Origin of the sequence: Halomonas sp. QHL1 (assembly GCF_001882345.1) — a bacterium.
In the GTDB taxonomy this organism is placed as follows: Bacteria; Pseudomonadota; Gammaproteobacteria; order Pseudomonadales; family Halomonadaceae; genus Vreelandella.
In genome coordinates this window covers 307,139-313,933 of the sequence record NZ_MINL01000001.1, presented here as the reverse complement: position 1 = coordinate 313,933, position 6,795 = coordinate 307,139, and the positions used below count along the sequence as shown (strand labels likewise).

At 53.4% G+C, this 6,795-nt stretch carries 5 protein-coding genes and 1 pseudogene; 1 reads left to right on the top strand and 5 read right to left on the bottom strand.

Features of this window, described 5'->3' with window-relative positions:
* Together QHL1GM_RS01445 and QHL1GM_RS01440 are read right to left on the bottom strand one after the other, a co-directional pair.
* Nucleotides 1-504: pseudogene (locus tag QHL1GM_RS01445) on the bottom strand (electron transfer flavoprotein subunit alpha/FixB family protein); the annotation flags it as partial.
* 28 nt (nt 505-532) lie between these two features.
* Nucleotides 533-1,282 carry an electron transfer flavoprotein subunit beta/FixA family protein gene (locus tag QHL1GM_RS01440; RefSeq protein WP_071692892.1) on the bottom strand — a complete coding sequence of 250 codons (750 nt, stop codon included), beginning with the start codon at nt 1,280-1,282 and terminating at the stop codon, nt 533-535.
* A 508-nt stretch (nt 1,283-1,790) separates the two neighbouring features.
* Between QHL1GM_RS01440 and QHL1GM_RS01435 the strand changes: the two genes are divergently transcribed.
* Entirely contained in the window at nt 1,791-3,455 is a 1,665-nt protein-coding gene (locus QHL1GM_RS01435) for an electron transfer flavoprotein-ubiquinone oxidoreductase (protein WP_071692891.1), read from the top strand.
* Nucleotides 3,456-3,585: 130 nt separating this feature from the next.
* Here QHL1GM_RS01435 and QHL1GM_RS01430 read toward each other — a convergent pair whose 3' ends face one another.
* The 3 genes from QHL1GM_RS01430 to QHL1GM_RS01420 form a co-directional block, all read right to left on the bottom strand.
* The gene (locus QHL1GM_RS01430) at nt 3,586-4,989 is read right to left on the bottom strand and encodes a sensor domain-containing diguanylate cyclase (RefSeq protein WP_254795234.1); all 1,404 of its coding nucleotides are present in this window, start codon (nt 4,987-4,989) and stop codon (nt 3,586-3,588) included.
* Between the two features lie 109 nt (nt 4,990-5,098).
* Entirely contained in the window at nt 5,099-5,536 is a 438-nt protein-coding gene (locus QHL1GM_RS01425) for a phosphate ABC transporter substrate-binding protein (protein WP_071692889.1), read from the bottom strand.
* A gap of 11 nt (nt 5,537-5,547) precedes the next feature.
* Entirely contained in the window at nt 5,548-6,777 is a 1,230-nt protein-coding gene (locus QHL1GM_RS01420) for a porin (RefSeq protein WP_071692888.1), read from the bottom strand.
* Nucleotides 6,778-6,795 lie beyond the last annotated feature (18 nt).

Sequence of the window (6,795 nt, the reverse complement as noted above, 5' to 3'; positions counted from 1 at the left end):
CACGTCGACGGCTTCCACCGTCGCGCTGCCGCTTGTGCCGACCGCATCAAAGCCGGTGGTGCGCACGGTGATCACTTTCAACGTGTCGTCGCTTTTCACCGTCGCGATGGCGTTACCGGCGTAGATCGGACGCTTGAAGGTATCGGCGCTGTCTACGGCGAGAACGTCCGACAACTGGCTGACGTCTTTTAGCGCCGCTAAACGCGGCAGTACGTTTTTGCCAGTAGTGGAGGCGCTGGCGAGTACGTGGGTGTAGCCATCGGCCAGTTCGACCAGCAGCGCGCCCATGGGCTCGGCCAGCTGGTGGGCGTAAACGGCGTTATCCGCGACGCGGACTTTGCTTACGCCGTCGAGTTTGGCGGCGGCTTCGGCGGCGGCTTGCACGCCTTCACCGGCCACCAGAACGTCAATATCGCCACCGATGGCTTGGGCGGCCGCCACGACGTGGGCGGTGGCGCCGGCCAGTTGGCCTTCGTGTAGATCCGCAAGTACCAGAATGCTCATGGCATCAACTCCTTTCAAAGCGCTTGTCTTAAAGAACTTTGGCTTCGTTTTTCAGTTTGTCGATCAGCTCGTCTACCGAGGCGACTTTGACACCGCCTTTGCGCTCGGCGGGCGACTCTACTTTGAGCAGACTGACCTTGGAAGGAACCTCGACGCCGTAATCAGCGGGGGTTTTCACATCCAGCGGCTTTTTCTTGGCCTTCATGATGTCGGGCAGCTTGGCGTAGCGCGGCTCGTTAAGGCGCAGGTCGGTGGTGACGATCGCGGGCAGCGTCAATGCGATGGTTTGCAGGCCGCCGTCGATTTCACGCGTCACGCTAACCTTGTCGCCGTCTACCGCTACTTCAGAAGCAAACGTGCCTTGGGGCAGACCCGTCAGCGCGGCGAGCATTTGGCCGGTCTGGTTGTTGTCGGTGTCGATGGCCTGCTTGCCAAGGATGACCATGCCCGGCTGTTCCTCTTCGACCACTTTGGCCAGCAGCTTGGCCACGGCCAACGATTCGGCGCGCTCGTCGGTTTCGATATGAATGGCGCGGTCAGCGCCCAGCGCCAGCGCGGTACGCAGCTGCTCTTGAGCGGCTTTGGGTCCTACCGTGACGGCGACGACTTCCGTGGCCACGCCCTTCTCTTTCAGGCGCACCGCTTCTTCCACGGCAATTTCGCAGAAGGGGTTCATGGCCATTTTGACGTTGGTAAGGTCGACGTCCGAGTGATCCGCTTTAACGCGGATTTTGACGTTGTAGTCGATGACGCGTTTCACCGCGACGAGTACTTTCATAGGTTCCTCGCTTGGCTTGTTGTAAAGCCGTTACCCTGAGACGGCACCCGCCCGGCGGATACCCCTTTTTAAGACGTGTGATGCATTGAAGACTTACCGGCAATCGCTCAACAGCGATTCGCCTGCTCCAATACAGGCGCTGCCAACAATAACGGCGGCGCTTTTAAATTCAATATACAAAATTCAATCGAGCGTTTGATAGGTGCGCAATTGAAAAACCCTACCAATTTGCCATAGCCTGCCATAAAGCGACAATACCTAATGCTTAATCGTCCACTACGGCCTTAGTCGTAGCACTGAACGGTGGCAAGCAAAGCATACCGTCAATAAATGCTCCTTTCACCATCGTAGGCGTGACCTGACACGGGTATTATGCCTATCATGGGGTATAACCAGAAGCAAACGACCGTTTTAAATTAAGGCCGACTTTTTATAAGCTAGTTCCCCGAGGTTACCCTTAGGTTAGCTTTATAGACACTGGCACTTAAAGAGAATAAGGAGAAACCGGGTGGAAACTGTTGAACGCGATGTAATGGACTTTGATGTCGTCATTGTCGGTGCGGGCCCATCCGGGCTTTCCGCCGCATGCCGACTCATGCAGCAAGCCAACCAGGCTGAGCAAGAACTCACGGTTTGTGTCGTTGAGAAAGGCTCAGAAGTTGGCGCACATATTTTATCGGGCGCGGTCTTTGAACCTCGTGCACTGGCGGAACTTTTCCCTGATTGGGAAGAGCGCGGCGCACCGCTCAATACCCCGGCGATTCGCGACGATGTCTATTTGCTCAAAGACGCCGAAAAAGCGCAAAAAGTACCTAACGCCTTAGTACCTAAAAGCATGCATAACACCGGCGGCGAGCTTACCCGCTATGTGATCAGTGCAGGCAACCTGTGCCGCTGGCTGGCGGAACAGGCAGAGGGCCTCGGGGTAGAAATCTTCCCAGGCTTTGCCGCCCAAGAAGTCATTATTGAAGACGACGCAGTGCGCGGCATTCTGATTGGCGACATGGGTGTCGCCGCCGATGGCACCCCCAAAGATGGCCATATGCCGGGCATGGAACTGCGCGCCAAGTACACGCTGTTTGCCGAAGGCGCGCGGGGACATTTGGGCAAGCGCTTAATCAAAGACTTCTCGCTGGATGAAGGTCGCGACCCGCAACACTACGGTATCGGCCTTAAAGAGCTGTGGGATGTGCCTGCCGACAAGCATGAACCTGGGGTTGTATTGCATGGCTCTGGCTGGCCATTAGATAAAAATACCCACGGCGGCTGGTTCCTTTACCATGCGGAAAACCAGCAGGTGGTTGTGGGCTTGATTATGGATCTGGGTTACCAGAACCCGTGGCTCTCACCCTTCGACGAATTTCAGCGTATGAAGCATCATCCGGTACTTAGTCAGTATCTGGAGGGTGGCAAACGCGTGGCTTACGGCGCCCGGGCGATTACCAAAGGGGGCTTTAACAGCCTGCCCAAAATGACCTTCCCCGGCGGGCTATTGATTGGCTGCGATGCGGGCACCCTCAACTTTTCCAAGATCAAAGGCCTGCACACCGCCATGAAGTCTGGCTTGGTGGCCGCGGAGAGCGTATTCGAGGCGATAAAAGGTGGCGATGAAGGCGCCCAGGAGCTAACGAGTTTTACTCAGAAATGGGAAGCCAGCTGGGCCTACCAAGAGCTTAAAGAGAGCGCCAGCTTCGGCCCCGCGATCCATAAATATGGCACCGTGGGCGGCGGAGCGTATAATTTTGCTCACCAGTTACTGGGCAACAAACTACCTAACGTCCATGACACCACCACTGACTATGGCGCCCTCAAGCCAGCGGATGAGTTTGAAAGGATTAACTACCCCAAACCAGACGGCAAGCTCTCGTTCGACAAGCCTACCTCGGTGTTCCAATCGAACACCAACCATGAAGAGGATCAGCCGTGTCATTTGCGCCTTGATGATCCTGAGCTGCCAATCCGCGACAACTTGCCCAAATACGCAGAACCGGCGCAGCGCTACTGCCCGGCCGGTGTTTACGAAGTGGTGGAGGATAGCGAGGGACAGCCACGCTTTCAGATCAATTTCCAAAACTGCGTGCACTGCAAAACTTGCGATATAAAAGACCCAGCGCAAAATATTACCTGGGTAGCACCAGAAGGCGGTGGCGGGCCCAACTATCCCAATATGTAGCACACCAGTATGTCGTAGAGAGAACGGATACTTAAAGCGTCGGCGTTCGCCGACGCCATCTAAATACGCTTCTCTTCCCTAACTCAAACACCGGTGATGAAAGCGGCTGGTTATGCTGAGAGCAGGGTACTTAATTCGGCGCTATGCTATAGAAGTGCACCTTGTTTTTACCCGCTTGCTTGGCTTGATACATCGCCATATCCGCATTTTTCATTAAGCTTTGTTCATCGAGCCCATCACCAGGGAACAGCGCCACACCGATGCTTACCGATATATTGTAATCTTGGCCCGCTAAGACAAATGGCTGCCTCATGGAGGATAGTAATTCGTCAGCAATCGGTTCAATTTGGTCGGTTCGACTCACTTTGCGTAATAAAATAATAAACTCGTCACCCCCCAATCGGGCAACCACATCACTTTCTCGTATCGCTCCAGTCAGCCGCTTAGCCGCTTCTTGTAATAGATAATCGCCCACAGCGTGCCCCAAAGAATCATTGATTAATTTAAAACGATCAAGATCCAGGAAAAGTAGCGCGAAGGATTCTCCATGGCGACCACAAAGGACAACTTCCTGGCTCACCAGATGACTCAAAAAAGCGCGATTAGGCAAATCGGTTAGCGTGTCGTGGAAAGCTAACTGCTGGGCGTGTATAACGCGTTCGTCCATTACTCTCTGCCGCGCTCGCTGAAGCTGCCAGCTTAGACGACCAAGTATAGCCAGAATGATGAGCAGCAGGCCGCTTGTCCAACCGGCCCGCTGCCAATAATTTCGTGCAAGCTGTTGAGCCGCGTCCAACTGCTCCTGGGCAGAGAGCCCTACGACAATCGAGAGGGGAAAATCATACAGTTTGCGTACCAGCGTGTAGCTCTCAACCCCTTGCCAATGGGTAAGAAAGGGCGCGGTTACGGCATCCGGTGTGCTACTTTTCCAAACCGCTATATCCATCAGTTCGCCTGAATGGATAGTATCTCCTGAACGCCTGACGCGTACGATGCCTTCAGAGTCCACTAGTGCCAGCATTCCCTGCTGGCCCAACGACCGAACTTCATAACTGCTCACAAAGTAATTAGCATCAATAGCGATAACGACCCAGCCCGAGCCTCCCTCTTGATCAGGCATTAATGGCCGGGTAAAAGTCAGCTGCTTTTCCTGATAAGCCTCTATCTCCCCCACTGCTAGGTAGTCGTCGCCCAGTGTACTTTGTGAGGGAGGCGTTAGGTACTGCCCAAGCAGCCCCGAATCAGTGGTATCAATAACCATGCCCTGCTCATCAACAATGCTAATGGTAAATAGCAGTGCAGGCGGTAATAACCGCTGCTCATTTAACACATTGAGCACGCTTGCATGATCGGTACTATTGACGGTAAAACGTACTAATTTCAATGCGGTGTCAATTTCTCTTAAGGCTCTTACCACCCTCGCTTCATAAGTATCGGTAATTTCTCCTACGGACAGCTCTGTCTGACGCTCAATGGCCATACGTTCTTTATTGACTAAAAAATAAGCACTTCCCCATATAACCAACAACATCATTAAAGCCACTAGGCTAAATAGCACCAGTGGCTCTACAAGATGATGTGACCATCGATTAATGAAGCTTCTGGATGGGATGAACTGGCTAGGGCCTGTTTGATCATTGAGGCTACTCAATTGTCACCACTCTTAAACGCTCATCAAGAAAAGAAGGGTCTATATAGCCCAGTGCTTTTGCATCCCTGACGAGTCGCTCTACCACTGCGCGACTATTAGTCAGCGCTTGAGGCGGCTGCCCTCGCCCGGTAAATATCTGTCTAGCCCAGTGAGCCTTGATTTGCGCCGGGGTTTGCCCCGTGTAGTGAATATAGAACTCACTTCTCGCCGCCGTACCTTCAGTCTGATCCAAGGGCACCACTTGTACTCCGTTGGCTATTAGCGTGCGACGCCCCAAATAAATATCCCTTAAATCGCTGCTGGTAAGGCGAGTAAAGGGTGCCTCGGCTGATACAACCACCAACACCTCAGCCGCAGCAGGGTGATTAACCATAATCAGCGCTGCCCCCAATAACAGGCTGACCAAGGGCGCAGTAAGTCGTTTACACATTGCCACTCTCCTTAAAACACAAAGTCGAGCGCAAGGCTGAACAAGTTAATACGTCCACCTGGGGTAAACTCGGGCTGTTGATTGATCAGCCCCCCCGATGACTCTGAACGCATATCGATACGATCATACTGGGCCGTAAAAGCCATACCTGGCCTGAAATCCCAGCGAGCCCCAAGCGTAATGCTCTCTTGCTGCATTCCGCTGGATATTAGCTCATTCAATACGCCATTTAGTAACTGTGCGCCTTCGGCAAAGGGCGATGGATAAAGGGCAGCATTCAATCCCGGCTCTGACGTATTACTGGTGACTTTTGCTCGCGCCACACCCACATACGGCGTCCACTCGGCTATACGGTAGCCGAAAGTCATGTAGGCCCCTTCACTGTCCCCTAAAAGAGAAGGCGACGAAGAGCGCGCCCACTCTCCCATAACAAACCATGAGCCAGGGTCATAACCTACCCCTAAGCTCAGTAGGCTCGTACGCTTGCCATCAACTTCGTAGCGGCTAGCAAGCTGTTCACCGGGTAGGCCAAAGAGACGGTATGCATCGAAGAATTGTGAGAGTTCATCCGCGCTCACTTTCAGCTCGCCGTAGCTGGCAAACAAAGTAGTGTCACCCCAGTGAGTGCGGTGTGAAACGCCCCACGAGTCGCTGGCGTCGACACTACCCGTTTGGTAATCAGCGCTGCCACCACCAAAATTCAGCTGCAGTTCGCTAGTGGCGCTTCCGCTGCGGTATCGATAGCGCACATCAACGCCATCAAAATTAGCCACTGGGATTAAACGGTAAACTTCTTGCGGTGGTCTTATCCAAGGAGTGGCGTAGTTAACTTTACGATGTTCAGAGGACATAAATGAGCTCTGCATCATACGCCCAACTCTGAAGCTAAGATTAGGGGTAATGTCGTATTGAACATTTGCCCATTCAATATCAGGTGCGAATGAGCCGTCATACCGCTTCTCGCTGACAATCTGCAAAACAGAGGAGAGCTGAGGCGTCATACGCAGCGTAGCTTGGAGGCCTAACCGGCTATCAACTTCAGCGCTCCAGTCATGACTATACCCCGCACCTTCTGAAGCGAAGGGGTCAGCAACGAAGTCAGCGTTCCGCTCATCAGAGTGAACAACCCCTAGAGTGCCAAAACCATTAAACTCCAGGTTAGGCAACGTGCTATCGGCAAGCAAGACGCCGCTTTGGGTGACGATCAAAATGGCGCAGAGCCAGGTGGCTTGCCTTACCATGCACGTTCCCTATTTCAT